Source organism: Vibrio penaeicida (assembly GCF_002933855.1).
Lineage (GTDB): Bacteria > Pseudomonadota > Gammaproteobacteria > Enterobacterales > Vibrionaceae > Vibrio > Vibrio penaeicida_A.
In genome coordinates this window covers 126,599-150,466 of sequence record NZ_BFAQ01000009.1, presented here as the reverse complement: position 1 = coordinate 150,466, position 23,868 = coordinate 126,599, and the positions used below count along the sequence as shown (strand labels likewise).

Genomic DNA, 23,868 nt, shown 5'->3' with positions numbered 1-23,868 from the left:
GTTCGTTTCTTAAGCTTCATATTAACAATCAAGAGGTAAGCTGTCTGTAGTGGAATGGAATAAATACAGTGTTTTGAGCGAATTTAGGTGTGATACCAGTTAGAAAAATCCCTAGTGGTTTTCTAGGGATTTTTTAGGAACGGTTTGTTGCGTTAGGCACTTACATCGAGAATGATTTTGGCTGCTGCGGTTCGGTTGTTATCAAGATCATCAAAAGCCTGACTTCCCAAACTTAAAGGGCGCTCCTCAATCCACGATAACTCACCCAATGCACCACGGTGTAAAGCATCTACGGCTGAAATCATATCCAGTTGAGTGTAAGAAAATGAACCCAAAACAGCGACTTCTTGAAGGGTCATTTTCCGTACATCGAATTCACCAAAGGAATCTTGTAACCCCACATGCATGAATACGCCACCCTGTTTAACCGCATTCATCCCTGCATTGCGTGTATGGCTAGAGCCTACTGCATCGACAACCACATCAATACTAGATTCATCAACGGGCTCGTCTTTAGCTGGGTTGTGTAAGTCAGTAATTCCAGAAACCCGAGCGGTGTTGAGCCTTTGCGCATTCGTATCACTCAAAATAATGTGTCTTGCGCCTTTTAGTTTGAGAAAAAGAGCGCAAAGCAACCCGATGGACCCGCCACCAATGACCATTGCAGTGCTTTCACTTAACGTCCGGTGCATGTGTTTTTCCACCAGCGCTATGGCGTGTAAAGCCGTTGCTGCGGGTTCGGCTAAGGCGGCATGTTCTGGTTTCATACCCTCAGGCACTGGAATAAGGTTGGTTTCCGGTATCACCGTATATTCGGCAAACGCACCTGGCATTTTTAACCCAATGGCCGTTCGATTTTCACACAAATTAGTTCTGCCGCTTAAGCAGTCGGCGCACTCCATGCATGTAATCAAAGGGTTAAGGACAACTCGCTTGTTCAAGTACTTACCATTCATGGCAATACCACAGGCTTCATGCCCAAGAATCAAAGGGGGTACGCGTCTTGGGTCGTGTCCGTGATAAGCGTGCATATCGGAACCGCAAATGCCCGCTTTCTCTATTTTCACCAATACCTCGCCTTCCTGCGGGGTAGGCGTGTTTTGCATTTCAAAGGTGACTTCGTTTTTATTGGTATAAACGAGTGCTTTCATGATTCTATCCTTTTTAAATTCGCCGTCACTTAGCCGTAAACCCACCATCCACAAACAAGGTTTGACCCGTTACGTAGTCCGATGCGTGTGAAGCAAAAAACAGTATGGGACCATTTAAATCTTCCATTTCACCGTTTCTGCCAATCGCCGTTTGATTGGCGAGTACTTGCAGTTTGTCTGCATCTTCAAACAAGGGTTGCGTCAATTCACTCGGGAAGAAGCCAGGAGCGATGGCGTTGCACGTGATGCCGTCACCAGACCAAGCTTCTGCCATGGCACGAGTCAGCTGGCATACGCCGCCTTTAGATGCGCCGTAAGGCACACTGTTGGCAAACGCACGCTCGCTTTGCAGTGAGGCGATATTGATGATCTTTCCGTATCCCTTTTCTTTCATGTCTGGTACCAAGGCTCTTGCAAGAAAGAAGGGCAATTTTAGGTTTATGTTGAGAGTGCTATCCCAGCTCGTCTCATCAACTTCATCAACGGGTTGGCGCAAGTTCTGACCTGCAACATTCGCCAAAATATCCGGCGCACCATAGATGGATTTGCACTGCGCAATATGCTGTTCTAACTGGTCAAAGCGTGTTAAATCGCAACGAATGTAACTGGCTGTTCCTCCCTCCATCTCGATCTCTGCCACTGTGTCTTTGAGGGGAGAATCACGCCTGCCCATGATGACAACTTTAGCACCAGCGGCCGCAAGCGTTTTGGCAAACTGGTGGCCGATACCGGAACCGCCGCCAGTGACCAGTGCCACTTGCCCTTCAATAGAGAAATTCGCCGATGTGCTCATTATTTGTATCCCAACTCAAACTGTTCTTCAGGGAAGTATTTTGCCAATCGAGCATCACCTGTTCTGGCATGCGCTTCCATACCTTCAAGACGAGAAATACGCGCGGTAACGGCGGCAACCTCACGGTTCGCCTCTTCGCTCAGGCGTTGGAACGAACAGATCTTAATGAACTTGCTGACCGACAATCCACCGGTGTACTTCGCCGCGCCTTTGGTCGGAAGAATGTGGTTAGGCCCTGAGCACTTATCACCAAATGCGACAGTGGATTCCTCTCCTAAGAAAAGTGAGCCGTAGTTCGATAAGTTTTCTAGCCACCAATCAAGATCGGCAGTTTGAACTTCCAAATGCTCCGAGGCGTATTCGTCACTGATTTGAACCACTTCTTCGCGCGTATCACACACAATGACTTCACCATAATCATCCCAAGCGGCAGTCGCAGCTTGTTTGGCTGTGTCTGGCAGGTCGGCGATCAGCTCCGGAACTCGCTTCATCACTTGCTCTGCAAGCGAATCAGACGTTGTGAATAACCAAGCAGGGCTATCGAAGCCATGTTCGGCTTGGCCTACCAAGTCAACCGCGACGATTTCAGGGTCCGCTGTTTCATCCGCAATCACTGCAATTTCAGACGGACCGGCAAACATGTCGATACCGACTTGACCGTAAAGTTGACGCTTAGATTCCGCGACAAACCGATTACCTGGTCCCACCAATATGTCGGCTTTGTTTCCGGTAAATAGGCCATTCGCCATAGACGCGATACCCTGAACGCCACCTAGCGCTAACATATAATCTGCGCCACACAGTTTCATGGTGTAGAGCACCGCTGGGTTAATGCCAACCTCTGGTCGAGCTGGAGAGCAAGCCACAACATTCTTTACGCCCGCTACTTTGGCGGTGGTGATACTCATGATGGCTGACGCAATGTGAGAGTATCGTCCTCCCGGTACATAACAGCCCGCAGTGTTCATTGGGATAAGCTTTTGCCCTGCGTATAAGCCAGGAGATAGTTCCACTTCGAACTCTTTTAAAGAATCTAATTGCGCTTGAGCGAATCGTTTGACTCGGTCGTAAGCAAATTTGATGTCCGCCTTCATCTGATCGGTGAGTTGCTCTTCGGCAGCTTGAATCGCTTCTTCACCAACAAGGATATCGCCATCCCAATCGTCGAAGGATTTTGTGAAGTCGACGACTTGTTGTTCACCACCTTCTGCAATTTTAGCGAGCATGTCGCTGACGATTCGGCTTGTATCTTGTTCGCCAGTTGAAGCTGTTTTTATCGCCTTTTTCTTATATTGAATTGCCATTATTATCTCCTTGGAAATGTGCTTCTTTCAAAAATTTGGCGTGCAGAAACCCCTACAGCGATCGCTGCACGTTTAAAGCTATTTGTTACATGAGTAGTTCTGTTACATGAGTCGTTCTGTTACGTGACTAGTTCGGTTGCACGACTAGTTCAGTTACATGAATTAACGCGTTATGCGAATCAGTTAAATTGGAGTGCCCATAGTGAAATCTCTGGAACAAATGCCAAGAGTAAAACCACTAGTAGCATCGACAGTACGTATGGTGCTGCGTACTTAGCCACTTGCAAAACCGGTGTCTGGGTAACCCCTGAAACAACAAACAGATTCAACCCTAATGGTGGTGTGATGAACCCGACGCCCAGTGCGGTCACCATCATGATACAAAAGTGAATTTCATCCATGCCGATTGATTGAGCCAAAGGCAACAAGATGGGGGAAAGCACCACAATATTGGGTGTAGTTTCCATGACGCATCCAGCCAGAATTAGGATTCCAATCATAATCAGCGTTAGGTACACCGGATCTTCCGTGATGTTGGTCATCTGAGTCACGAAGCTTTGCGGAATTTCCAATACCGCCAAGGTTTGTGCCAAAGGAAGTGACATCGCAATGATTGGCAGAATGATTCCATTAATTTTCGCTGAACTGTAAAGCATTTTAGGGAAATCACGCCAAGTAACGGTTCGTTGGTATAAACCGATGCTCAAGCCTACAAGTACTGCAACCGCAGCCGCTTCAGTTGGTGTGAAAATGCCTGAATAGATACCTCCGAGAATAATGAAGGGGATCATTAGTGCATCGCGTGAGTTATAGATAGTGGCAAACCAGTGCTTTAGTGAAAATCCCGTCTTTGAATTTTCGTACCCATTAATGGCATTAAGCACAACATTGGTCGCCATGATAGAAATCATGATGAGCAAGCCTGGGATAGCAGCAGCCAAAAACAGCGTTGAGGCTGAAATACCCAAAATCAAACCAATAATGATGTAAGCGATAGACGGTGGAATCAGAATTCCCGTACAGGCACCAGCAGCAACAAGGGCACACGCATACGCTTTTGGGTAACCTCTGTTGACTAAGCGATCAATCGTCATTCGGCCTACGGCGGCCGCGCCAGCCGCATCGGATCCGGATATACAGGCGAAAAAGCCACACCCCAAAACGGTTGATGTCCCTAAGCCCGATCTCGCACTGCCCGTAGAGGCTTCTGCAACGTCCAGCAGTTTATTGGAAAGCCCCGTTCTTACTAGCACGTCACCTGTTAAAATAAACAATGGGATGGCGATAAGTGCGAAGGCATCGATACCGTCAAATAACGATTCGCCCACTAGGGAAAGTGGCAGTACATCGGTAAAGACCAACATGGCGATAGAGCCTAAACCCAGAACCACCCAAATCGGTACGGCTAAGAAAATCATGACCACCATGGCAATAACAGGACCGTAAACAGCGATGCCATAAGAGGCGGCGGAGGCTTGGTCGAGCAAATAGTAGTTATTCATTTTTTCCTCCTAATCGATCAAGCGTTCGCCTTGGTAAACCTGTCCGTTGTTGAGCAGTGCTTTTACATCTCTTCTAATGGACTGAAGCAAGCGCAAAACAATTAAGGTGAAACCAAAGGGAACAGCAAATAAAAACCAAACTTGGCTGATGCGTAAACCATGAGTCACTGAGCCGTATTCGAGAGACGTTAATACGGGACCGATAGAGACGACTAATGAAATCACGGCAAGGATCAAAGTGAGAAAATCACTGAACAAGTACACAGCAATTTGGGCGCGATTTGGTAAGAAACCCAACAAAACATCTATGCGTATGTGAGCGCGGTTTTTTACCGCGAGTGAAGCGCCAATCCAAGCTAGGTAGATAAAGCAGTAACGAGCGACTTCTTCTCCCCAAATGGAGGAATAACTGAGCACAAATCGTCTGGTGACTTCAGAGATGATCGTCAGTACGATCATTGAATAGAACATTAGGCAAAGCCATCGCTCCAGATTTTGCTCTATGGTTGAAAACCGACTTTGTTGCATGTTTTACACCTTGATAAGGGAAACAAAAGAGAAAAAGGGCAGCCGCAAAGTAAACTACGGCTGCCAACGCCCTACACGTCATGGACGTAGTAACGTCCTTTCGTGTTCGCTGCTTCAAGCAACTTGTCGAAAGTGTCCAGTGATCCCGCCAGTGACTTTTTCGTTGAATCCCAAACCGCCAGTTGATGCCCTGCTTTTTCTTGCCATTGCGCAAGCTCTGAAGGTGTAGGGGAGTAGAATTGAACGTTATTCTTAGCCAGTTCAGACATCGCATAGGCCCTTGCAGCAGGCACTTTGGCGAGGTTTTGATGCGCTGTTACTTCGCTCGCGGCTTCAATTGCTTCTTGCACGTCTTTTGGTAGCTTGTTAAACCACTGCAAGTTACATGAGAACACTTGAGCATCCGGTACGGAACGGATGAAAGTCACAGAAGAAAGCACGTCTTTAAACCCGAAAATGTTTAACGCTTCTACACTCGGATCCAGTGCATCGGCGACACCCTGTTTAATAGCAGAGGGTGTTTCCCCCCAAGCGATTGGCGTCGGGTTCGCACCGAGCAAGTGGTAAAACTGTTGAAGGATTTTAGAACCCGGAACGCGGAATTTAATGCCTTCCATTTGATCTGGGGTTTTAATGATTTCGTCTCTGCCTTTACGAAGGGCAACAACACGCGGATCGATGGTTACGTACCACAATGCTTTAAAGTTACGTTCTTCAAGCTTAGGATCCACTTCTGCTTTCCACGCTGCTGAATTCACCAAGTTGACAAACTTTTGGTTTTCACCACACCAATAAGGAATATTGATTAAGTCCACAACCGGTGCGAAAGATGAGAAATTAGAGAGCGAGTGCTGCGCAGCCTGAATGGTGCCTTGTTGTACTTTCTGAGCAAGTGCGCCCCCAGCACCAAGTTGACCACCTGGCGCTAATTTCACGTAGACCTGACCGTTAGTCATATTTTGGATATTTTCTTTGAAATCCAATTGCATAATTGGATAGCCACGAGATGCACCGAGAATGTAAGCGGTTGCAATGGTCATCGTGTATTTTGCGGCTTTTTGGCGTTCTCGCTCTTCTTTTGAGATAGCAGCAGCGGCTGTTGGGCTCATTAAAGCGCCCGCAGCACCCACCATTATCGCGGCAGTGACACCGGCTTTACCTGCAACTTCAAAGAATTTCCGACGCTCGATAGACTCGATTTGGTCGCTTTCGTTGATTCCTTTCATTTTTGACTCCATTTTCACGTGATTGAAATGACGTTGGATTGTTGTCTACGAACCTGTTTTAGTGCCTAACACTGGCAACGCTTTACTGCTGGTGGGCGAGTGCGTCGACCATCTATTCAAAACTGAGTTCTTAGGTTGTTTGTTTTTCTTGCCGCAAAATAAAAATGACACCAAATACAGCACCAGCGGCAAGCAGCAGTGCTTCTGGTACTACGTCTAAAGGTGGAATAGGAAAGTCGTGTCGAATGGAAGCCCATCCCACAAAAATGTTAGAGAGGTAAAGGACAAAAGAAACAATACTGAATACCAAATACTTGCGACTTCCGACGGTAATAGGCACGGGATGAGATCTTGAAGATTTTTGTGATGCACCAGATGACTTTTGTGATATCGATGTAGGCATGGCTACCATCCTTGCGAGGTCTAATTAACAACTCATTAACACCACCTTATTTACCGGCTAAATAATAGTCAACTGTAAGCGCTTACATTTTTACAATTAGGATGAAAGTTAGTCAATATTTTCAATGATGATCACGGAATTTGATGGTTTTATAATCAATTGGTTTCACCTTAAGTTTGCTAGGTTTTTATAATTTATGTTCTATATTCTTGTAATATAATGACTATTTTCACTTTTTTTGTGGCTGGTACTCATTTTGAACTTAAGCTTAGTCACAGTTCGCTATAGTCAATCTGATATAAATACGTATAAAGTTTATACTGACAAACGTATTGGTTAACTGTTGGAAAAACATGGTTAAAGGTAAGCGCTTACGTAAATCTTCAGACAAGCCGACACTGGGCGATGTGGCTAAAGCGGCAGGGGTTTCCACCGCCACGGTTTCACGTGCGCTTAATCAACCTCATCAAGTTAAAGAAACTCTGCGGATTCGCATTGAAGACGAAATTAGCAGGCTTGGCTATGTGCGTGATGGTGCTGCAAGAGCACTTGCTTCCAATAAAAAGCGCATGATAGGCGCGATTATTCCGACCATCGATAATGCAATCTTCGCATCTGGCATTAATGCACTCGAACGCCGTTTATACGAAGAGGGCTACACCCTTATGTTGGCTGTCAGCAACTATGATCCCAAACATGAACTCAAACAGGTTCGCGATATCATGGAGCAGGGGGTTGATGGGTTGCTGCTAGTTGGAAATGATCATGCACCAGAAACGTATTCCATCTTGAAGCAACACAACCAGATATTTGCCAATCTTTGGGCGTTGGACCGGACCAGCCCACACCCTTGTGTTGGGTTTGACAATTTCACCGCAGCGCAACAAGTTACGGAGTATCTTCTTAATCAGGGGCATACTCGCTTTGGGTTTATTTCAGGAATAACAAAAGGAAATGATAGAGCAACCGCGCGCTTAGAAGGGGCAAAAGAATCGCTTAAAAAAGCAGGTATCTTCCTTCATCCCCAAGACGTTGTTGAATGCCGATACGATATATGGGAAGGCAGGAATGCATGCCGACATCTACTGGGTAAATCAGAATTAGAAAGACCGACCGCTCTAATTTGTGGAAACGATGTGTTAGCTTTCGGCTGTTTAACCGAATGCGATAAGTTAGGCATTTCGGTTCCAAAGCAAGTGTCGATAACAGGCTTTGATGATCTACCTTTGTGCGAACACCTTTCGCCAAGCCTCACCACTATCCGCGTTCCGTCTCAAATGATGGGTGAAAGAGCCGCCGATTTTATTTTAGACCAAATTGCCGGTCGAGAATCGGCAACACATATCGAGGTTCCAACTCAACTGGTTGTAAGAGAAAGCACTTCCGTTCCTAAATGATTTCTTTGTAAACACTATATTTCATTCATTGCCCCTTTCATTTCTCACTTTGCACAAGCTACACGCCTAGCCTCATCATCTAGACGATAGTTGGATGCGCGCCTTGAATTTTTGTTCGACTCTATGTTTGCCTTATTGCATGAATTTTCGCTGCTCGATATGAATGGATTGATATTGATTTAATGTTGTATCAATTGAGCTTTCAAGGTAACTATCATGTTTTAGAGGTAAGCGTACGGCGAGTGGGGAAGTTTTTTATATCATTGATTGAAAGTGAAACAACCCGAATTTGGAAGTAAAAATATCAATTAATTTAACGATTCATTTACATGATGTGACCTACTATTATTTTTTTATGAATTACAAATATATTAATAAATGAATTTCTTTGTATTACACAGCAAAAAATAAATTATTAAAAAATAATTAGTGTCTGCTGTGTGGTAAAAATTATTGTTACATTAGAAATGATACATTTGTTCAAAAAAATGGACAAAGCAATGTACGATTTGTAATCTAATGAAAATTAAGGGTTTTTAACCGTCTATCGACCCATTAATGGCTAGGTATTACAAAGTGTTATCGTGCTATTACAAAAATTTATAAGAAAATCATATATATGTGATGTGAAATTAGATTATAAAATAAGAATGTTTGTTATCATGCTTTTTATAAATCTTATGGAAGTAATGTTTGTCGTTTGAAATTTAATCAGTTAAATCGAGAGGTTGTTATAATTGGTTACACACGCCGTTCACGTTCAAACGAAAGATATTGACTTAGTCTGATAGATTCGGTTTCGCGTATTGTAAGTTGGGTATAGACAATATTTCTTTGCCCCCATTTATATAAAACCTAATTGAATGAGTAGCAGTACAGGCTAGGTTTATAATGGCACTAAATAGTAAGAGTAAAATAAAATGCTGAGAAATGTGATAGAAATTAAATACTTAAAAACATTCTCATGTGTCGCAAAATGTAAGAGCTTTTCGGCTGCAGCTGAGTCATTGTTTATCACTCAGCCCGCTGTTTCACAACATATTAAAAAGGTTGAAGCTCATATAGGTGCAAGTATTTTCGACAGGGAAGAAGGTTTTGAGTTAACGACGGAGGGCAAGATCTTACTAAAGTATACTGAACTAAGTTTAGAGCTTTACGATCAGCTTTTCGAAGAGCTAGGGAAAACTAAAAATAAAGAACATTATAAGATTGCGGTATCGGATTCTTTTTCAACTGAATTAGTTGATGAGGTAGTAAAGGCGTTTCGTATATTAAGCCATCTCGATCTTAGTTTGGTCAATTTTCGTAACCCGAGAGATTTAGATGCCAGTAAATATGACATTATTCTAGGGGTAAATTCAGAGCCCTCGCGAACAGGGCAAATGGTGAAAGTAAAGAGGACGCAATACGTGGTGTGTCAGCGATTAACGGATCAGCCAATTATCCAGAATAATCCTGTTCGCATTGTACATTGCAGTTCTATAGAAAGGGAGCAAGTTTCAAGCTTGCTGCAGGAGGTGGGCATTGGAACAGCAAACATACAAAGCTGGTTTAACACGAGTTCTTCAAGGCTAATGAAAGGCGAAATGGAAGAACCTGGTACGGTATTAGTTTGCCCAAGTTGGAGTATTCAATCGAATAATCTTAGGGTGCATAAAACATCTAATATCGTGAACTGCTTCGCATGGTGTAGTGAGTCGACATTTAAAGAGCTAAGCCAAGTAGGTTTGACGAATCAAATCAAAGAGCTTTTTATTCAGTCAGAACCACAACTTGTTACAATGTGATATTTATCCCAAAATTTTCGGTAATTAAAACTGGATATTAAACTTAAAAATTAAAAAATAAGGCGAGCAAATCAATGCTCGCCTTTTTATTATCTCTGCTTATTTTTATTTCAATAAAAAGATCTAATGTGTCTAGAAATAAAATTTATAACCAATAGCGAAAATCCTAATGGCTATGGTTTCTCACATACAACTATAAGCATAATTAATAGTTGTATAAATAACTATTAATTGTCGCTTTTGCTTTCATTGTTATATTCACTTCGGTTCATTCAAAGAAGGATTAAATGACAATGTTAAACACAATTACAAACCTATTGGCTAAATTCCAACAAGACGAGCGCGGTGTAACTGCAGTTGAATATGCGATCATTGCAGTTGTTATTTCGGGCATTATTTTGGCGGCATTTAACAGTGGTTTAGGTGATGCCATTAAAAGCGCAATTGGTCAAATTACAACTCAACTGGGAACGGCTACTGATGCAGCAGCAACACCAAAATCTAATTAGTAGATAAAAAAATTCTAGTAATTACCTATATGGGTAGGCTTTTCCTACCCACAATCATAAGAGTTACGCTTCATGAGTAAACCTGTTCTCTTTATCTTACTTTCTGCGTTGTTATTTCTAGGGCTGTTTTATTCCAAAGATATTTTATTTGCTAGTGAAGCCCCAGTAATACCCGCTTCAACACAAGAAGCGACGGTTAACGTTCTGACTTTAGTTGAGCCTGTAGAAAAAGGGGTTCAATACAGCTTGGCCAATGTGGAATGGGTTGAGATGACAGAAACAAAAGCACAGCAAAATGGCTTGCTGGTTCAAGGCAGCAAGATTCCAAAAAGTAGTCTTTTTAGAGCTCAACTTGGCGAAGGAACGCTGCTTAAAAGATCCCAGCTATCGTTCCCAGGTGATGATGATTACATCAGCTTTACCTTGGCGAAAGATCACGTGCCTTACTACTACGAAACCGATGGGAAAAGTGTGTTAGATGCCATTGGCACCTATGCGGGTGACAAAGTCAGCTTCATCTCCACCACCAATTCCTATTCGAATATTCATGAAGCGGAATTTAAAGATGTGGGCAACCTGATTTCTGAAGTTCTGATTCATGACGCTAAGGTTATCCAAGTCACCGATACAGGCGAATCCAGCAGCGAGCAGGGGCGTCAAGTTAAAGCAAAACGCTTGGTGATTGAGTTGAGTATTCGTCAGGTAATGAAATTGGATATCGCTAAGCAAATCGGGCAGATCAGTATTGTGCCCTCCAACATGACCAATCAGTTTCTTTCCGTACGCAGCGTTGACCTACTTGAAAAACAACATGGGGTCAGAGAACTCAGAGCAGGCAGTGAATAATGAAAAATACAAAAGTAGCCGTTCTCATTTTTGCCTTATTTACGCACCTCAATATTGGCGCAGCTGAACTGGTGTCGATAGATCAGGGCGCGGCAAAAACGGTGAAAACCAATCGAACGATAGATACCGTTTTTGTGTCCGACCAAAACATCGCCGACTACAAAGTAATAGATGAAACCAAAATCGTGATCCATGGAGTCAGTGTAGGCACGGCGAGTCTGATCGTTTTTGATCGCGGTGGCAATGAAATCTACAACTCAGAAATCGTAGTGAATAAGAGTTTGCGTTTGGTTAAGCAGATGCTTGTTGCTCATTTCCCGGATGAAGAAGTCAACGTGACTAATGTCGGTGAGCAGGTGGTTTTAGACGGCACTGTTCAAAGCGAAGAAGTGAAAAAGAAAATCTATCGCTTAGTTGGTGAAATGCTGAAGAAAAAATCCACGAGAAAAACGTTTAAGTTGGAAGACAGTCGATCCGATAACGAGTTGGATTACACCGAAAGTTTCGTTTTCGAAGGGATTATCAATCACCTCAAGGTTCTGTCCACCGAACAAATAAACGTAAAGCTGACTGTCGCTGAAGTCTCTAGCAACTTTTTGTCGGAACTGGGTGTTTCGTACAGCAACATTGGTCAGCCCGGTAAATACGTTAAACAAATTTTAGAATTTTCGGCTGAGGACATCGTCGCGGTGATTGCCGCCAGTAAGGACGACTCCATCGGACAAGTGCTCGCAGAGCCAAATCTGTCTGTTATTTCTGGCGAAACCGCGAGCTTTTTAGTCGGTGGCGAATTACCAATGGTGGTGCGAGACGGCGATGGTGTGTCCATCTCATACAAAGAGTACGGCATTAAACTATCGATGGTCGGTAAAGTAACGGACACAGAAAACATTCGATTAACACTTCTGCCTGAAGTGAGTTCGATTGACGCATCGAATAGCCAAAGCAACGCGTTCTACAACATGCCTTCTCTGCGTACTCGAAAAGCACAAACCACAGTGCAACTTAAAGATGGACAAAGCTTTGTTCTTGCGGGGTTATTAACAACGGAAGAGCGTGAAACATTAAGTCGTATTCCTGTCTTGGGCGACATTCCAATTCTTGGTGCGTTGTTTAGCCACACCAAATCCAACCGCACAAAAACCGAATTGATCATAGTGGCCACCGTTAACTTAGTTGATCCGGTAAAAAGCCAAGACATCAAGTTGCCAAAATTCAAAGCGAGCAGCGATTTAGAGCGGCTATTTAGAATCAACTTATCTGATCCAGAAGTAGAACAAACCATAAAAGCAGGAGGTTTTTAATGCTCTTAAGACACTCATTCGTCTCAAAAATTTTGACGATTTCAGCGCCTCTTTTGCTTATCGGTTGCAGTTCTCCGATGTCTACGAACTTAACCCAAGTCGATGAGTTAGAGCAGATATATGAATTTAATGTTGTAGACAAACACATCGCATTGAAGCGCAGTATGGGGTTTATCGGCGACGTGAATAAGCACCACAAAAAGTCGGAGTTTGAAGTCTTCTACCACCCTAATGAAAGTGAATTCGTTGCGGAATTGCTGGAATCGGCGAAAACGAAAGGCATTGATCGCCATCGAATCAGCGCGAAGTTAAAAGAATCAGGTGATACAGATAGTGAGTCACGCCCGCTGTCCGATAAAGCTGTCTCAATTGTTTCTCGGTACACCTTAGTTAATGAGAAACAGTGTGAATCTCTTCATATGGGTAACGCGCAAAATTTCCATTTCGGGTGCGCGGTGGAATACAACCGCGTGATCAGCCTGAGTCAGCCTCTGAAAGGTGTTAAGTAAGCAATGGATTTAAACAACTTATTTAAAACCTCGGCGTCACCGAAAAAAGCCGTATCCGAGTTCTCCGATCTACTGGTTTCCGACGATGCGGAGTTTGTTCAGTCGGTAAGGGATCTGTATGCGATAGAAGGGTTTCCACCGCCGATTGAAATGCCAGAGTTGACCAGCCAATCCAACATGAATTTAGGGAAGCAGAAAATCAAACACGTGGTGTTGGATTTTCGTCAGTCGAACAATGTCGTTGAAGAAATCAGCGACATTACCACTAAGTTGGACGTAGGTATTCGCATTATTGCCATCAGCAATTCGGATTCCATTCGTTTGAAAAACCGTGTTCAAGCCCTTGGGGCGAACTACGTCTTGTGGGATGAAAACCTACAAGATCTCTTGAATGCCGTGAGCGTATCTGAATCTTCAACCGGATCATTGGTCAATAAAACCCGTGTAGCAAAACGCGTTCTATTACTTTCTTGCAAAGGTGGAATTGGGCTCTCGACCATATCTTCATTAGTGGCGTACGGCTTGTCTTCCGAAGCGCAATTAAAAACGCTGCTGGTGGATCACGATTCTGGTGCGTTTACCTCGGATATTTTTCTCGGCATGAAAGGGGTAAAGCCAAGACACAACAGTATCGATTTGAATCAGAGAGACATCGACAGTGCCATCGCTCAAACCTATGTCTCGAAGGTAGACGATAAGCTCGACTATTTGATTCTCGAAAAAACCACCGCTTGTGTCGGAGACCATGCCTCTACACTGCATAACCTTTCCTATCAGCTTGAAAGTAATTACAACTTTATTGTCGACTCTGTGCCACTGACGTCTTTTGAAGAAGTACACGATCAAGACTTGAGTGAAAAATATCACCGTATATACCTGATCTGCGATCCGTCTGTGGCGGCATTGCGCGCTTATAACATTATTAAGAAAAAGATGGGCAAATCGGCACACCAAGTGTTGTTCATTCAAAATCGCCCTGCGAAAGACTACATGGTGCCTCTAGAGAACGCGAAAGAACGGGTTAAGCGGAAAGAAGCGCTTTCTTTTGCCTATGAATCGGGCTTGGAAAAGCTATTGATCCAGCAGGGAATGAAAGCGGTGATTAAAAGTAAGTTCTCTTTGCCAGTCGTTGAAATGGTGAAAGAACTCACCGGAAAAAACATCCGCCCTAAATCCAAATTTTCTTTGTTCAAGAAATAAGCGAGGGGTAGATGAGCCAGTTTAATAAAATCTACATAGAGCTAAGAGACGAAATCTTTGATGCGTTAGACGCGTCAACCTTAGTGGAAATAAGTAACGAAGAGCTGGAAGCCCAGCTTAAAGAAACCGTTAACCTGCTTATCGACAGGCGAGGGTTGCAGGTGTCCAACTCTCAGCGAACAGAGTTGGTGAAAGCGCTACTAGCCGAGCTAAAAGGGCTGGGGCCCCTGCAAGCGTTGCTCGATAACGATGACATTTCAGACATTATGATCAACGGGCCGCACAATATCTTTATCGAGATTGGTGGCAAAGTTCAGAAGTCGCCGATTCAGTTCGTTAACGAAAAGCAACTCAGCACCATTGCAAAACGAATTGCTTCAAATGTAGGGCGTCGAATCGATGAATCCAAGCCGCTTTGTGACGCGCGTTTAGAAGATGGCAGCCGTGTCAATATCGTCATCCCCCCACTTGCGATAGACGGCACCTCCATTTCTATCCGTAAATTCAAACAGCATAAAATAAAACTCGAAAACTTGGTGGAATTCGGCGCTCTCTCCATCGAAATGGCAAAGCTTTTGTCGATTGCTAGCCATTGCAAATGCAATGTGTTGATTTCTGGTGGTACGGGTTCGGGTAAAACCACATTGCTCAACGCGCTATCGGGCTACATCGGCGAAACGGAACGTATCGTTACCATTGAGGATGCCGCGGAACTGCAATTGCAGCAGCCGCATATCGTCCGCTTGGAAACTCGCCAAGCCAGCGTTGAAGGAACGGGTGAAATCACCGCTCGCGATTTAGTGATTAACTCCCTGCGTATGCGACCAGACAGAATCATTGTGGGTGAGTGCCGTGGTGGTGAGGCGTTTGAAATGCTTCAAGCGATGAACACGGGTCACGATGGATCGATGTCGACACTTCACGCCAATACACCAAGGGATGCGGTTGCTCGAACAGAGAGCATGGTGATGATGGCAACCGCAAGTTTACCTATTCAGGCGATCCGACGCACCATTGTGAGCGCGGTGGATTTGATCGTGCAAGTTAAGCGCTTGCACGATGGCAGTAGGAAAGTGCTCTACATCTCCGAAGTCGTTGGGTTGGAAGGCGATAGCGTGGTGATGGAAGACATCTTCCGGTTCGAGAACAAAGGCACATTGGAAGATGGAAAAATCGATGGCGAGTTTCGTTCTCCTGGTTTATCTAAGCGCTCCATAGTGTACGAGCGAGCACAGTTTTTCGGCTTAGAAGGCGCATTAGAGGAGCTGTTCTCATGATGTGGTTATTCGCCATTTGGTGTGTGGTTGCCATTGTGTTTTGGTTCCAACATAAGAAAACCAGTCGAAAAGTGACTGCACTTATCGATCAGGAAACAGAGTTCGATGGAATAGAAGGTGTCAAAACGGTCATCGATATGGAGCGGTTTGAAACCAGTGTTTGGATCCAAGTGAAGTTCATCTTTAAGAAGCTCAAAAAGCTGTTGGAACCCAATATACCTAAAAAAATAGTGCTGTTTTTACTGACCAGTGGGGCACTTATTTATGCCGTTAATTTGTTCTTATTCAGCCAAGATTTTTTGGTCTGTTTGGCGATAGGGCAGCCTATCTTGTTCATCGTGTTCCTGTTCAAACTCAGCGACATCAAAGAAGAGAAATTCAAAAGTGACTTTCCAGACGCGCTGAATATTTTGTCGGGTGCCATCGCTGCTGGACAAAGCATCATTCACGCATTTGAATACGTGGGCGAAAAGCTGGATAACGAAGTAGGGCGTGAATTCAAATTCATGGCAGAACGCTTACTGATTGGTGAAGATCCAGACGATGTGTTGTCACGCAGCGCGACCACCTTCCCATACGTGGAGTACTTCTTTTTCATTTCGACCATTCGAATCAACCTGAGTCGAGGCGGTCAGCTTAAAAACGTGATCAACAAAATCAACCGCATCATGTTTGAATCACGGGCCATGGAAAAAAAGAAAAATGCTTTAACGTCCGAAGCGCGATCTTCAGCAAAAATTGTGGCGTGCTTGCCGATCATCTTTCTTCTCATTCTGAGATTCACTAGCCCAGAAAACTATAACTTCGTGATGTTTGAAGAAGGTGGGAAACCCATTTTTTATTACGTCTTGATCAGCGAGTTTATTGGTTTCTTCTGTATCTCCATGATTTTGCGTGGAGTGAACTGATGGATCTACGAACCACCATTTTCTTAGCGTTTGCGCTTGCTGCTTCCCTTATTTTCGCTTGGTTTCTTATCAAGATGTGGGATTCATTGGTTGCTAAGTTCTATACCAGTCAAATTATCGGTTCAACCAGAGAAGAAAAACGGCAAATGGCGATCATGAATCGGATAGTGGAAGCATTCAGTTTCAACCACGAAGAAAACCGACAAAAGCTGATTGCCGCAGGGATTTACAATGAGTTTGTCGCTAAAAGTTACTACCTGTTTAAGTTCATTCCGTTTCTATTGGTGTTTTTAAGCACGCTTTACGGGTTCTTTATTGGGGACCTCGATTTTGCTGAATTCTTCATGATAGCGGGGGTGGCTTTAGTTCTATTTTTGATTGGTCCGGATACCTATGTGGCGGCGCGTGCAAAAAAGAACGTGAAGCACATTAGCTCTCGGCTGCCATTTTTACTCGATCTAATGAACGTCTGTGTTCACACCGGCATGACCATCGAATCTACGTTGGAATTCCTGAGTAACGAAATCGCAACGGTGGACGAAAATTTGGCTTTTGTGTTAAGGCGCACCACAGAGCGAGCAAGGGTTGTGGGGCTGGAAAAGGCGTTGGCGGAGTTTTATGACATCGTCCCTACAACTGAAGCGCAGAGTTTTGTCATGACACTGACTCAGAGTTTGCAGTATGGCTCGTCTGTCGGACCAGTACTTGCGACATTGGCAACCGATATACGTGAAATCAACATGATGGATCTCGAAGAAAAGATAGGGAAAATGGGCGCAAAAATGTCCATTCCACTTATCACGTTCATCATGGTTCCCATTGTTGTTCTGATTGCTGCCCCTGGAATTTTAAGGATGTTTTCAAATGGCTAATGAAAGACGGGCTATCGAAATTTGGACCAACGTAAAGTGCGCGTTATTGCTCTCACTTGCTTTAACTGGCTGCGCGTCCACCAATAGTGAGTTGGATACCAAAGAGGACTTGTTGCTGAGAACCAACGACAAAACGCAATTGGTTGAGTTTTACAAAGCCAATATTAAGGAAAATGACGAATACAAAATCAAGCTGGTGAACGTGTATATCGACTTGAAAGATACGTCTTCAGCGGAGCTTTATCTCAATACATTCGATGAGTCTGAAAAAGACGAGCCAGAAGTGATGCTAGCCAATGCAGAAATTGCTTACCTGAAGCGTGGTTTCGCAGAAAGTGAACAATGGTTAGAGCGTTATCTGGATGAAGGCGGTGATAAATATCAGCATCACATTCTTATGGGGAAAATCAAAGCCCAGCAAAGGCAATACGGGGCGGCAATAGAGTATTTCGAGCAGAGTCGAAAGCTTGGCGCGTCGGATAGAGAGGCGAAAAATAGCATTGCCGTCGTAAACCTCATGCAGGGGCAATATGAAGACGCGATGACCATGCTGTACGACTTATACCTCGATCAACCAAACGATGAAAAAGTGCGTTCTAACTTAATCTTGGCATCCGTGAATGCGAACCGACCAGATATTGCCTTAGATGCGCTTCGAGAAAAATATCCTGAAGAAGAGGCAAGAACGCAACTGACCAAATTAATGAAATCGGTGAAAAAAAAACCTGCGCCAAAAATGGCTCGTTCGTCTTCCGCCAATACTCAAACTCATTCAACCAGCGCCACCACTCGGCCTGTCAATCAATCGCGTTATGCGGAGGAAAGTGCGGTGTATAAGCCACAAACCCAACTACAAACTGCCGCTATGGCGGTCGACCATGCTGGAAACCATCAGCCTGTTGCCAGCAAGATGGTATTCAACCCGCAAAACCTCAAACCTAAAGCACCGTCGATTTACCGGATCCAAGTGCTGGCGACGTATAAAGCGATTTCGAGTGAATACCTGAATTATCTGCGTACGAATTATGGAACGGTTTACGCGTATTCTCATAACCTTTGGAAACGCTACTGCATTGGTGAATTTAGCTCCATTGAAGAGGCTAAGGCCTACCTAAACCGAATGAAGGTGAAAGGGGCGTTTGTTGTGGATTACACGAAAAATCGACACATAGAGCTGTAGGTATTTTTAATTATGTCGATTGGAACGTCACAACTTAAGAAACAAAAAGGGGTCATCAGTGTAGAGGCTGCCTTTGGTTTGCCGATTTTGCTTTTAATGGTGCTGACATGGTTTGAACTATGTTTGATGGTTTACGCCATTGCGGTGACCGATCACGCCATAACCCGTGCAGTATCTGACACTAAAAAATTGGGCAGGGCAGATGCCATTAGCACGATCAATTATGACAGAGCCATTCGGTCTGCGATTCGTCGAAGCGGGGGTATTTTTCTTCCCGCGGTCATTGATAGCCAATCGATTCAGTCTCGTATTCACTACATCGATGGCTATCAAACGCTCGTCCGTTGCAGTACCTCCGTTAGGGAATTTTCATCGTGTGCAGGTGTATCCGCTGAACCCCAAAACAAAGCGTTAGCACTTTACGAAGTTGCGTTTGAGTATTCCCCTATTTTTAACTTCCTACTACCATCCATTGAAATGCGCCGTGAAGTGATGGCGATTCAGGAATATGAGCGATGCACCTTTAAGTTAGGTCAGGGAGGTTCGTGTGCTTAGATGTTCTTCCAATTCAAATGTGCAGCGCGGCGCTTTTACCATTGAGCTTGCTTTGGTGTTGGTGTTTGTGACGGGCTTTTTTGTTATGCAGGTGAACTTTCTCGTTGCCACTGCCAAAAAAGGGCAAATGGATCGGCTTGCGTATTCACTCGTGTCGGTGATGTCTGAGCGACGAGAGTTGTTCCGTGACGAAGGTGATATATGTCGGTACGCAGGGGAATGCGAACTGCTGGCGGCGGAACTCTACGCCGTGGGCATTTCGGCGATGAATCGCATGTCGAATCAGTTTGACTCAAATAAGTTTGGCATTCGAATTGAGGAGCTGGTGGTTTATCCCGACCGACAAGTTTACGCGATGCGTGAAGTGGGGTGGGTGACAGGGTGCAATTTTACGCCGCTAAGAGAGGTGGACAAGATTATCCCAACCACGTCTCGAAACCGTAAGTTGCCCGTCTACAAAGTGTCACTCTGCTACCAAACGCCCTTTAACATATTGGGCGCGAGTAAAGGTGAGCTGCTCAATGTTGTTACGTCTGCCTTTTCGTTTGCGAGGATTTAACCATGTCTTTAGAGAACTTTAGTTCAAAGAATCAACGCTCAAAGAATCGGTGTTCAAAGAATCAGCACCCAATGAAAAGAGGGTCGATGAACAAGCAAAAAGGAGCAGCGTTTCTGATTTTTATGTGCTGTCTACCGTTTATGTTTGGCATGTTGGCGTTGGCAATGCAAACCACGCAACAGTTGCACGCGCACGCCAAACTAAGCGAGGCAGCAGAAGTGGCAAGCCTTGGATTAATCTCATCTTCTACCGGAAATAATGACCCAGATACGGAGCTGGCGTCTCGAATCGTCAATCATTACATGCCGTTTAACGAAGGTGAGGTGGAAATATCGATAGTCGATACGCGCTGCGACTACGACACAGGGTGTGTGCAAGACGCTGGCGAGATTTCGCCTTTTGCGGATTTTGTGGTGACGGCGACAACCGAACATAACTCTTGGATCAGCTACAGCAGTTTGGGGTTAAAACCAAAATTCAAGGTTTCTGGTGCCTCGACAAGCCGAAAGTACCTACCTAAACCAGTAGATATTTATTTTGTAGTCGATTTTAGCGGATCAATGAATGAACGTTTTTCAGCAAGCCCTGGGCGAGGCAGTAAACTCGCAACGGTGAAAAACACCATTAATTTGATTCTGGATGATCTTGAAAACTTCAACCGATTCAACAGCCACAAAAGCCGCGTTGCTTTAGTGGGGTACAACCACTTCAACTATCAAAAAATCAATGGTAAACGCGAAGTGTTCGAACACGTGGTCTTGCAGAGAGTGAACGATTCAATTGTCCATCGTAACGACAAAAAAAATCCGCTAATTATCTCTCCCGAACTTGAGCAGCACAACTATCGCCCGAGGCGACTGTTCCACGATATCGATCTAACCGACGATTACAGCGGGTTCAGCGATGAGTTTAAAGCGTTTAAAGCGGGCGGCTTTACTCATTCTTGGCAGGGTTTACTCCGTGTTGCTGAACTCGCGAATAGCCAAGAAGAGTACAACCCTCAACAAGTCATTATCGTTCTATCCGATGGTGAGGATACCCAGAGACCTTGGGCGATTCATAGCCCAGATGGCAGCTGGCGAAAAACACGGATACTAAAAGAGTTCACGAAATATGGGCTTTGCAGAAATATGGTGTCGGATTTAGAAAACAAGACAGACCGTTTTGGGGAGCCTATATCGGTCACTTTTGGGGTGATCGGTATCGACTTTGAAATGAACCAAGCTGTTAACGGATTTTTTGATTGTGTAGGGGAAGACAACGTCCTCCATGCCAAAAATGGCAGCGATGTTTATAAGCATATTTTAAACCTGTTGAATGAAGAAACAGGGCGACTGAAAGGAAATGAGGGCTCACTATGAGAGTAATGGCGTTTGGCGTACTTTTGCTGTTATCAGGGCAAGCCGCAGCGAATTGTTTAGCGGAAGAAAATGTATATTTAAAAACAACTCGTGTGCTAGCGAATAATCACTTGGGCACGCAGCAATCGGGTCAATTACTTACTCATCACATTACGCAGCCAGAACAACCTGTGTTCGTAAGTGAAGATAGCGTTAAGGAGCAGTTTTCAGTGAGTAAAGAATGTATTTATGACCGTATTTCCCAGACATTGGTTTTGAATTATGCCTTCGATAAAGACAAACTTAGTGACGAACATAAACACATTTTATTGGATTACATTAACTTGTTGGATAGCAGTGTTTCCATTGCTGTAGAGGGACACGCTGATGAAGTCGGCACGGAAGAATACAATAGAGGGTTATCACAACGACGCGCTCGAAACGTTGCGACTTTTTTAAAGAAAACCTTCGGCAAAGAAAAACAGGTAGATTTGCGTGCTTACGGAGAAACAGCGCCGATATGTCAACAAATAGAGAATAAGGTGAAAGGGTGCAACCGCCGTGTTGTCTTAACAGTTCAAACTTGAAGTTAAATTTAAGCTTCGAATATTTCAGATGCGCCGCTAACGCATCAATCGACATCTTCTTCTAGAATTTCGATTACTTCAGAAGAAGAGCGTTCATGTCCAATAAGAAACAGAGCAAGGAACGCTTCTGTTTTCATATTCGAGTCTCCTTCTTCCTCAACAATGGTACGAATCTTATCTCGTAGCATTGAGATCTCATGCTCGACAAAACCGCGCCCTTCTTCGTCACCGCCCTGATCAGCAGGTTGATGGTCGAAATGTAAGAACAGAAGATCGTCATCAAGCTTGGTTGTGAGTAAACGTTCTGGTAGCCACTCTTCTCCCGTCACAACTTGTGGATCGCTGTTATCGGAGAATTTACTTAATATTTGCAATAATTCAGATACTTTCACAATGATTCGTTATACTGTACGCCTCTACTAAGTGTAGCGGCAATTTTGCGTGAATCTTAAAGTAATTTCTCTGATTTTACTACGATTGTTGGCCAGTAACTCAATAAAGCTCTAAGTCAGAGTGAATAATCACTGGATCTAGCATCTTAAGGTTACCTAGGTACAAATGTTCAATGTTTTAATAAATTGAGGTGCTCGACTTCTATGCATGCTTCAACACACCTGACTCCAACAGTTTTGCTTTTGGGTGCGATGACTTTCCCTTCGATAGCTTCAGAAGAAAAAGTAAAAGAACAAGAATGGGGCGTAGCGATGGCTTACCGAAGTGCATCCATTGTTTACAATCTTCCCAGTGAATCAGATACTTCAGTATCAACTTTTGTTCCTCTTTTCTATTACAACGGCGAAAGCGCCTACTTAGATGGCTTAGAAGGTGGTGTACACCTTTATAAGCAGGATGACTACCAAATCAATTTGTTCTCTCGTCTTCGATTTGTCGATTTACCCGCTTCGCAACAAAACCGTTATGGTGGTCATTCGTTTGATTTGGGTGTCCAGTATCGACATTTCTTCCAAGACTCTGATTGGTATGTTGATGCTGAACTGATGAGCGACGATGACGCACGCTTGTTCGGTAATGTGCGTGCAACGGCGAAAAGCTCGACCGAAAATTGGGATTTCAAACCCAGCGCAGAGCTAAGAATCAAATCAGACAGCTATAACTCCTATTACTACGGAGCCAATGGTTTAGAAGGTTCCCCCGGTTTTGGTAAGCAAATTGGCGGTGGTGTTGAGTTTAAAGTGGGCTTCGAAACTCGCTATCGTGTCGCGTCTAACTTGTACTTATTAGGTAGCGCTTATGCGACGATGCTTGATGACAACGCCTACGATAACATCTCAGTAAAAGAGCGGTGGGGTCAGGAGTACTTTGTCGGTTTCGGTTTCTTTAACGACAAGAATACCGCCTCTCGGTCTGACATAACCACGCGCCCGTATCTTCGTGTCGCACAAGGGTTTGCCACCCCTTCAGATATGGGTGACATATTTAAGTTTAAGGGTGAACCAGATGAAAACGGCAACAAGATGACCTCGTTTTTCTACGGTCATCCTTTAACCGATGAGCTCTTTGGTGCCCCCATTGATATTTACTTAACTCCAGGCGCTGCTTGGCACTGGAACAGTTCTACCCAAAGTGCCAGCCCTGAGTACGTCATTGCGGTGAAAGCGTATTACACGTTTGAATGGCCATTCCGTTGGAAATTCGGAGCGGCGGAAGGGATTTCTTATGTTCAAAATATTACCTACATTGAAAGCAGTGAGCTGGAAGGTAAATACGATAACATGAGTAATCTGATGAACTATTTGGATATCTCATTCGACTTCAATGTTGGTGATATGGTTGGAAAACCTGAATGGGATCATCTTTGGATTGGTTATGGTTTACACCACCGTTCTTCAATATTTGAAAAAGCCTCGCAGTTCGGTCGAATTAAAGGCGGCAGTAATTACAACACTGTGTATCTGCAATACGATTTTTAGATAACCTCGTGTTGGCAAGATAAAAACGTGTCTGAAACGTAAAAAACATGTTTGAAAATTAAAAAACGAGGTGAATTATCACCTCGTTTTTCTTTTTTATCTTGTGGACCATACCAGTTTAAAAATTCTCGTATTCAAGAGAGAACCACGCAAAATTCTAATTATCTATACTGTCATTATCTTTATTAATTATTTTATAT

Annotated in this window: 24 protein-coding genes; 16 read left to right on the top strand and 8 right to left on the bottom strand. The window is 44.1% G+C overall.

Features of this window, described 5'->3' with window-relative positions; translation table 11 throughout:
• Positions 1-152: 152 nt before the first annotated feature.
• The 7 genes from VPNCDNU1_RS03425 to VPNCDNU1_RS03395 all read right to left on the bottom strand — a co-directional run bounded on the left by VPNCDNU1_RS03425 (position 153) and on the right by VPNCDNU1_RS03395 (position 6,907).
• Positions 153-1,151, bottom strand: coding sequence for an alcohol dehydrogenase catalytic domain-containing protein (locus tag VPNCDNU1_RS03425; protein WP_104399070.1), 999 nt, complete (start codon positions 1,149-1,151; stop codon positions 153-155).
• Positions 1,152-1,176: 25 nt separating this feature from the next.
• Positions 1,177-1,944: an SDR family NAD(P)-dependent oxidoreductase gene (locus VPNCDNU1_RS03420; RefSeq protein ID WP_104399069.1), complete on the bottom strand. Its 768-nt coding sequence runs from the start codon at positions 1,942-1,944 to the stop codon at positions 1,177-1,179.
• Positions 1,944-3,248, bottom strand: coding sequence for a histidinol dehydrogenase (hisD, locus tag VPNCDNU1_RS03415; protein WP_104399068.1), 1,305 nt, complete (start codon positions 3,246-3,248; stop codon positions 1,944-1,946). The genes VPNCDNU1_RS03420 and hisD overlap by 1 nt, the downstream gene beginning before the upstream one ends.
• Before the next feature lie 179 nt (positions 3,249-3,427).
• Positions 3,428-4,750: a TRAP transporter large permease gene (locus VPNCDNU1_RS03410; RefSeq protein ID WP_104399067.1), complete on the bottom strand. Its 1,323-nt coding sequence runs from the start codon at positions 4,748-4,750 to the stop codon at positions 3,428-3,430.
• A 9-nt stretch (positions 4,751-4,759) separates the two neighbouring features.
• On the bottom strand, positions 4,760-5,278 hold the full coding sequence (locus tag VPNCDNU1_RS03405) for a TRAP transporter small permease (RefSeq protein WP_104399066.1): 519 nt from the start codon (positions 5,276-5,278) through the stop codon (positions 4,760-4,762).
• Positions 5,279-5,349: 71 nt separating this feature from the next.
• Positions 5,350-6,504 carry a TRAP transporter substrate-binding protein gene (locus tag VPNCDNU1_RS03400; RefSeq protein WP_101113692.1) on the bottom strand — a complete coding sequence of 385 codons (1,155 nt, stop codon included), beginning with the start codon at positions 6,502-6,504 and terminating at the stop codon, positions 5,350-5,352.
• Between the two features lie 130 nt (positions 6,505-6,634).
• The gene (locus VPNCDNU1_RS03395; RefSeq protein WP_104399065.1) at positions 6,635-6,907 is read right to left on the bottom strand and encodes a hypothetical protein; all 273 of its coding nucleotides are present in this window, start codon (positions 6,905-6,907) and stop codon (positions 6,635-6,637) included.
• 353 nt (positions 6,908-7,260) lie between these two features.
• Between VPNCDNU1_RS03395 and VPNCDNU1_RS03390 the strand changes: the two genes are divergently transcribed.
• The 15 genes from VPNCDNU1_RS03390 (at position 7,261) to VPNCDNU1_RS03320 (ending at position 21,737) form a co-directional block, all read left to right on the top strand.
• On the top strand, positions 7,261-8,304 hold the full coding sequence (locus tag VPNCDNU1_RS03390) for a LacI family DNA-binding transcriptional regulator (protein WP_104399064.1): 1,044 nt from the start codon (positions 7,261-7,263) through the stop codon (positions 8,302-8,304).
• 920 nt (positions 8,305-9,224) lie between these two features.
• Positions 9,225-10,091: a LysR family transcriptional regulator gene (locus tag VPNCDNU1_RS03385; RefSeq protein ID WP_104399063.1), complete on the top strand. Its 867-nt coding sequence runs from the start codon at positions 9,225-9,227 to the stop codon at positions 10,089-10,091.
• A 293-nt stretch (positions 10,092-10,384) separates the two neighbouring features.
• Entirely contained in the window at positions 10,385-10,600 is a 216-nt protein-coding gene (locus tag VPNCDNU1_RS03380) for a Flp family type IVb pilin (RefSeq protein ID WP_237324078.1), read from the top strand.
• A 72-nt stretch (positions 10,601-10,672) separates the two neighbouring features.
• On the top strand, positions 10,673-11,446 hold the full coding sequence (locus tag VPNCDNU1_RS03375; RefSeq protein ID WP_104399061.1) for a pilus assembly protein CpaB: 774 nt from the start codon (positions 10,673-10,675) through the stop codon (positions 11,444-11,446).
• Complete coding sequence (locus VPNCDNU1_RS03370; RefSeq protein ID WP_104399060.1) at positions 11,446-12,750, top strand: type II and III secretion system protein family protein; 1,305 nt, start codon at positions 11,446-11,448, stop codon at positions 12,748-12,750. The genes VPNCDNU1_RS03375 and VPNCDNU1_RS03370 overlap by 1 nt, the downstream gene beginning before the upstream one ends.
• A gap of 77 nt (positions 12,751-12,827) precedes the next feature.
• The gene (locus VPNCDNU1_RS03365) at positions 12,828-13,259 is read left to right on the top strand and encodes a hypothetical protein (RefSeq protein WP_145959433.1); all 432 of its coding nucleotides are present in this window, start codon (positions 12,828-12,830) and stop codon (positions 13,257-13,259) included.
• A gap of 3 nt (positions 13,260-13,262) precedes the next feature.
• On the top strand, positions 13,263-14,459 hold the full coding sequence (locus VPNCDNU1_RS03360) for an AAA family ATPase (RefSeq protein WP_104399058.1): 1,197 nt from the start codon (positions 13,263-13,265) through the stop codon (positions 14,457-14,459).
• A gap of 11 nt (positions 14,460-14,470) precedes the next feature.
• On the top strand, positions 14,471-15,736 hold the full coding sequence (locus tag VPNCDNU1_RS03355; RefSeq protein WP_104399057.1) for a CpaF family protein: 1,266 nt from the start codon (positions 14,471-14,473) through the stop codon (positions 15,734-15,736).
• Positions 15,733-16,644 (top strand): type II secretion system F family protein, encoded by a 912-nt coding sequence (locus VPNCDNU1_RS03350; RefSeq protein ID WP_104399056.1) that lies wholly within the window; start codon positions 15,733-15,735, stop codon positions 16,642-16,644. Before VPNCDNU1_RS03355 ends, VPNCDNU1_RS03350 begins: the two co-directional genes overlap by 4 nt.
• Positions 16,644-17,516 carry a type II secretion system F family protein gene (locus tag VPNCDNU1_RS03345; RefSeq protein ID WP_104399055.1) on the top strand — a complete coding sequence of 291 codons (873 nt, stop codon included), beginning with the start codon at positions 16,644-16,646 and terminating at the stop codon, positions 17,514-17,516. The genes VPNCDNU1_RS03350 and VPNCDNU1_RS03345 overlap by 1 nt, the downstream gene beginning before the upstream one ends.
• Positions 17,509-18,696: a tetratricopeptide repeat protein gene (locus tag VPNCDNU1_RS03340; protein ID WP_104399054.1), complete on the top strand. Its 1,188-nt coding sequence runs from the start codon at positions 17,509-17,511 to the stop codon at positions 18,694-18,696. The genes VPNCDNU1_RS03345 and VPNCDNU1_RS03340 overlap by 8 nt, the downstream gene beginning before the upstream one ends.
• Before the next feature lie 12 nt (positions 18,697-18,708).
• Complete coding sequence (locus VPNCDNU1_RS03335) at positions 18,709-19,251, top strand: TadE family protein (RefSeq protein ID WP_104399053.1); 543 nt, start codon at positions 18,709-18,711, stop codon at positions 19,249-19,251.
• Positions 19,244-19,810 carry a tight adherence pilus pseudopilin TadF gene (gene tadF / locus VPNCDNU1_RS03330; RefSeq protein WP_104399052.1) on the top strand — a complete coding sequence of 189 codons (567 nt, stop codon included), beginning with the start codon at positions 19,244-19,246 and terminating at the stop codon, positions 19,808-19,810. Before VPNCDNU1_RS03335 ends, tadF begins: the two co-directional genes overlap by 8 nt.
• Before the next feature lie 86 nt (positions 19,811-19,896).
• Positions 19,897-21,171 carry a TadE/TadG family type IV pilus assembly protein gene (locus VPNCDNU1_RS03325; protein ID WP_104399051.1) on the top strand — a complete coding sequence of 425 codons (1,275 nt, stop codon included), beginning with the start codon at positions 19,897-19,899 and terminating at the stop codon, positions 21,169-21,171.
• The gene (locus VPNCDNU1_RS03320; protein ID WP_104399050.1) at positions 21,168-21,737 is read left to right on the top strand and encodes an OmpA family protein; all 570 of its coding nucleotides are present in this window, start codon (positions 21,168-21,170) and stop codon (positions 21,735-21,737) included. Before VPNCDNU1_RS03325 ends, VPNCDNU1_RS03320 begins: the two co-directional genes overlap by 4 nt.
• A gap of 44 nt (positions 21,738-21,781) precedes the next feature.
• On the opposite strand, the gene VPNCDNU1_RS03315 is transcribed toward VPNCDNU1_RS03320, so the two are convergent.
• On the bottom strand, positions 21,782-22,129 hold the full coding sequence (locus VPNCDNU1_RS03315; protein ID WP_104399049.1) for a hypothetical protein: 348 nt from the start codon (positions 22,127-22,129) through the stop codon (positions 21,782-21,784).
• Between the two features lie 204 nt (positions 22,130-22,333).
• Here VPNCDNU1_RS03315 and VPNCDNU1_RS03310 point away from each other — a divergent pair, with 204 nt between their 5' ends.
• A complete protein-coding gene (locus tag VPNCDNU1_RS03310) occupies positions 22,334-23,668 on the top strand; it encodes a MipA/OmpV family protein (RefSeq protein ID WP_104399048.1) in 1,335 nt (444 codons plus the stop codon).
• Positions 23,669-23,868: the final 200 nt, after the last annotated feature.

Excerpts from the sequence above, each read along its gene's own strand:
- VPNCDNU1_RS03420 (WP_104399069.1), bottom strand. The coding sequence starts at position 1,944 with ATGAGCACATCGGCGAATTTCTCTATTGAAGGGCAAGTGGCACTGGTC.
- VPNCDNU1_RS03380 (WP_237324078.1), top strand. The coding sequence starts at position 10,385 with ATGTTAAACACAATTACAAACCTATTGGCTAAATTCCAACAAGACGAG.
- VPNCDNU1_RS03335 (WP_104399053.1), top strand. The coding sequence starts at position 18,709 with ATGTCGATTGGAACGTCACAACTTAAGAAACAAAAAGGGGTCATCAGT.
- VPNCDNU1_RS03365 (WP_145959433.1), top strand. The coding sequence starts at position 12,828 with ATGTCTACGAACTTAACCCAAGTCGATGAGTTAGAGCAGATATATGAA.
- VPNCDNU1_RS03370 (WP_104399060.1), top strand. The coding sequence starts at position 11,446 with ATGAAAAATACAAAAGTAGCCGTTCTCATTTTTGCCTTATTTACGCAC.
- VPNCDNU1_RS03410 (WP_104399067.1), bottom strand. The coding sequence starts at position 4,750 with ATGAATAACTACTATTTGCTCGACCAAGCCTCCGCCGCCTCTTATGGC.
- VPNCDNU1_RS03320 (WP_104399050.1), top strand. The coding sequence starts at position 21,168 with ATGAGAGTAATGGCGTTTGGCGTACTTTTGCTGTTATCAGGGCAAGCC.
- VPNCDNU1_RS03390 (WP_104399064.1), top strand. The coding sequence starts at position 7,261 with ATGGTTAAAGGTAAGCGCTTACGTAAATCTTCAGACAAGCCGACACTG.
- VPNCDNU1_RS03340 (WP_104399054.1), top strand. The coding sequence starts at position 17,509 with ATGGCTAATGAAAGACGGGCTATCGAAATTTGGACCAACGTAAAGTGC.
- VPNCDNU1_RS03310 (WP_104399048.1), top strand. The coding sequence starts at position 22,334 with ATGCATGCTTCAACACACCTGACTCCAACAGTTTTGCTTTTGGGTGCG.
- hisD (WP_104399068.1), bottom strand. The coding sequence starts at position 3,248 with ATGGCAATTCAATATAAGAAAAAGGCGATAAAAACAGCTTCAACTGGC.
- VPNCDNU1_RS03395 (WP_104399065.1), bottom strand. The coding sequence starts at position 6,907 with ATGCCTACATCGATATCACAAAAGTCATCTGGTGCATCACAAAAATCT.
- VPNCDNU1_RS03325 (WP_104399051.1), top strand. The coding sequence starts at position 19,897 with ATGAACAAGCAAAAAGGAGCAGCGTTTCTGATTTTTATGTGCTGTCTA.
- VPNCDNU1_RS03375 (WP_104399061.1), top strand. The coding sequence starts at position 10,673 with ATGAGTAAACCTGTTCTCTTTATCTTACTTTCTGCGTTGTTATTTCTA.
- VPNCDNU1_RS03425 (WP_104399070.1), bottom strand. The coding sequence starts at position 1,151 with ATGAAAGCACTCGTTTATACCAATAAAAACGAAGTCACCTTTGAAATG.
- VPNCDNU1_RS03360 (WP_104399058.1), top strand. The coding sequence starts at position 13,263 with ATGGATTTAAACAACTTATTTAAAACCTCGGCGTCACCGAAAAAAGCC.
- VPNCDNU1_RS03405 (WP_104399066.1), bottom strand. The coding sequence starts at position 5,278 with ATGCAACAAAGTCGGTTTTCAACCATAGAGCAAAATCTGGAGCGATGG.
- VPNCDNU1_RS03350 (WP_104399056.1), top strand. The coding sequence starts at position 15,733 with ATGATGTGGTTATTCGCCATTTGGTGTGTGGTTGCCATTGTGTTTTGG.
- VPNCDNU1_RS03385 (WP_104399063.1), top strand. The coding sequence starts at position 9,225 with ATGCTGAGAAATGTGATAGAAATTAAATACTTAAAAACATTCTCATGT.
- VPNCDNU1_RS03345 (WP_104399055.1), top strand. The coding sequence starts at position 16,644 with ATGGATCTACGAACCACCATTTTCTTAGCGTTTGCGCTTGCTGCTTCC.
- VPNCDNU1_RS03355 (WP_104399057.1), top strand. The coding sequence starts at position 14,471 with ATGAGCCAGTTTAATAAAATCTACATAGAGCTAAGAGACGAAATCTTT.
- VPNCDNU1_RS03400 (WP_101113692.1), bottom strand. The coding sequence starts at position 6,504 with ATGAAAGGAATCAACGAAAGCGACCAAATCGAGTCTATCGAGCGTCGG.